The following is a 2,441-nucleotide window of genomic DNA, read 5'->3' as shown; positions in this document are numbered from 1 at the left end:
GTGCTTCTTGGGCGAGTCCACCATGATCAGGTGCTTGCCGGCTTCGATATCGTCGTGGAAGCTCTGGATCCGGTAGTTCTCCGCCTGGATACCACCGAAACCGGCGAGCCAGCCTGCGGCGACCACCAGGAATACCGCCAGCGCCACCCAGGCGGAGGTGGGAATGCCGAAATCGGACAGCAGCATCAGCGGCACCAGCAGGAGCGCGACAACGGCCAGCCCCACCATCATCCCCCGTTCCACATAGCGGACCAGGTCGGTACGGTCCAGCACATTGGCGGTGTGGAGGTTGTGCTGGTAGAGCCCTGCCTCGTTCTTGCTGACCACATGGAAGCGCCAGTCGGTGACACCTTCCTCGTGCAGATCCCGGGAGATGTCCTCTGCGCTGTCGATGCTGGAAACCAGGTAGAACAGCCGTCTCATCGCATACTCCTTTTTCGCTTCGAACCGTCGACCACGTGCCGGTCGCGACTAACCGGGGCCGGGTCAAAACCGGATTATTTCCAATTCATACCATTACTTACTCTAACCATATGGGCTACAGATCATTTTATGAGGGGGCTGTCAGACCGTCTTGCAATAACAGGATTTTTCTTACATCAAAAGGTAATAGCGTATGGCGGGTTTGACGCTGGAGGGACACCCGGAAGGGTCGAAAGCGGGGGCGGGAGTGCACTCTGGCCCTGCCGGCAGTCACCGGCGGGGCCAGAGCGGGGGTGTTACCAGGCCTTGTAGGGCAGGAATTTGCCGTTCATGGTGACCACCACCCGGTCGCCCTTGGGGTTCTCCTCCCGGGCCACGTGCATGCTGAAGTCGATGGCACTCATGATGCCGTCACCGAACTCCTCGTGGATCAACTCCTTGAGGGTGTCGCCGTAGACGCCGACGATCTCGTACAGGCGGTAGATCAGCGGGTCCTGCGGCACCGCCTGGTCCCAGCTCTTGTGGGGGCAGGCCTGCAGGGCGGTGGCCACCTCCCGGTCCAGACCCAGGGTCTCGCAGACGCTGAAGGCCTTGTCCTCCGGCATGCTGTTCATGCCCAGGCAGGCGGAGGTGGTCCACACCGGGGACATACCCACGGCCTTGGCCAGGGCCTCCCAGCTCACACCCTTGGTGGCCTTGGCTTCCAGGATCTTGGCGGTCATCAGTTCTTTGGTCATCATCGTTGTTTCCTCGCGGTTTTGGTTAGAGGTACTGCTGATCAGGCGTGGACAGCCCGGGCGGCGCGGGTCTGCTGCTCCAGCTCAGCCACCTGGGCCTCGGTCTGTTCAAGCCCGGTGGGGTCGACCTCCCGGGGCCGGCCATCCGTTCCGGGCATGGCGCCCTGGCTGCGGTTGACCAGGAAATCCACCAGGTAATTGCGGACCTGGTAGTAGGCCGGATCCTGGAAAATGGTGGCCCGCGCCCGGGGCCGCTCAATGTTGACCTTGACGCTTTCGGCGATACGGGCCTGGGGCCCGTTGGACATCAGAAAAATGCGGTCCGACAGCAGGATGGCCTCATCCACATCGTGGGTGATCATGAACACGGTCTGGTGGGTCTCCTCCCAGATCTTCACCAGCTCGTCCTGGATAACGCCACGGGTGAGCGCGTCCAGGGCACCGAAGGGCTCGTCCATCAGCAGCAGGTCGGGCTGGGTGGCGAACGCCCGGGCGATACTCACCCGCTGGCGCATGCCGCCGGACAGGGCCGCCGGCTTGCGGTTCATGGCCTGGTCCAGCCCCACCATGGAAAGATAATGGCGGCTGTGCTCGAGGATCCTGTCCTTGCTCCACTTCGACCAGCGCGCCCGGACGGCGAAGACAATGTTGGCCAACGCGGTCTTCCAGGGCAGCAGGCTGTAGTTCTGGAACACTACGCCCCGGTCCAGGCTGGGGCCCCGCACTTCCTTGCCGTTCATCACCACGTTGCCGTCGGAGGCCTCGTCCAGCCCCGCCAGTACGTTGAGAATGGTGGACTTGCCGCAGCCGGAGTGGCCGATGATGCAGACGAACTCGCCTTTCTGGAGGCTGAAGTGGATGTCCTCGAATACCGTCAGCTCGTCACCGTCGCCGTCCGGAAAACGCTTGGCCAGCTTGTCGACTTCAAGAAATGGCTTGCTCATGGCTTGACTCCTCCGGCCGGTGCCGGCCGGTTTTGCGAATGGGTGTACAGGTTCACGGTGCGCCCTACTCCTGGTACTCGGCCATGCGCTGGGCCCGGCCCAGGGCCATGTCCAGCAGCATGCCCACAACGCCGATCATCAGGATCGAGAAGATCACACTGGCCAGGTCGAGGTTGTTCCACTCGTTCCAGACGTAGTAGCCAATGCCGGTGCCACCCACGAGCATCTCGGCGGCCACGATCACCAGCCAGGCGATGCCGATGGAGATCCGCATGCCGGTAAGGATGGTGGGCGCCGCCGCCGGCAGGATCACCGTCAGGGCGGTGCGCAACTGGCT

At 62.8% G+C, this 2,441-nt stretch carries 4 protein-coding genes; all 4 read right to left on the bottom strand.

Going from position 1 to position 2,441, the window contains the following annotated elements:
- On the bottom strand, window positions 1-423 hold a 423-nt coding region (locus R3280_RS16695), incomplete at its 3' end, for a hypothetical protein (protein ID WP_318999736.1).
- Between the two features lie 296 nt (window positions 424-719).
- On the bottom strand, window positions 720-1,160 hold the full coding sequence (cynS, locus tag R3280_RS16690) for a cyanase (protein ID WP_413468801.1): 441 nt from the start codon (window positions 1,158-1,160) through the stop codon (window positions 720-722).
- A 41-nt stretch (window positions 1,161-1,201) separates the two neighbouring features.
- Complete coding sequence (locus R3280_RS16685) at window positions 1,202-2,104, bottom strand: ABC transporter ATP-binding protein (protein ID WP_318999734.1); 903 nt, start codon at window positions 2,102-2,104, stop codon at window positions 1,202-1,204.
- Between the two features lie 64 nt (window positions 2,105-2,168).
- A partial coding sequence (locus tag R3280_RS16680) for an ABC transporter permease (RefSeq protein WP_318999733.1) occupies window positions 2,169-2,441 on the bottom strand: 273 nt, incomplete at its 5' end.

The sequence above is a fragment of the Marinobacter sp. genome (assembly GCF_033722195.1).
In the GTDB taxonomy this organism is placed as follows: Bacteria; Pseudomonadota; Gammaproteobacteria; order Pseudomonadales; family Oleiphilaceae; genus Marinobacter.
The sequence above is the reverse complement of the archived record's forward strand: the minus strand, read 5'-3'. Positions and strand labels throughout refer to the sequence as shown.

Coding starts and splice junctions, on each gene's coding strand:
- R3280_RS16685 (WP_318999734.1), bottom strand. CDS start 2,104: ATGAGCAAGCCATTTCTTGAAGTCGACAAGCTGGCCAAGCGTTTTCCG.
- cynS (WP_413468801.1), bottom strand. CDS start 1,160: ATGACCAAAGAACTGATGACCGCCAAGATCCTGGAAGCCAAGGCCACC.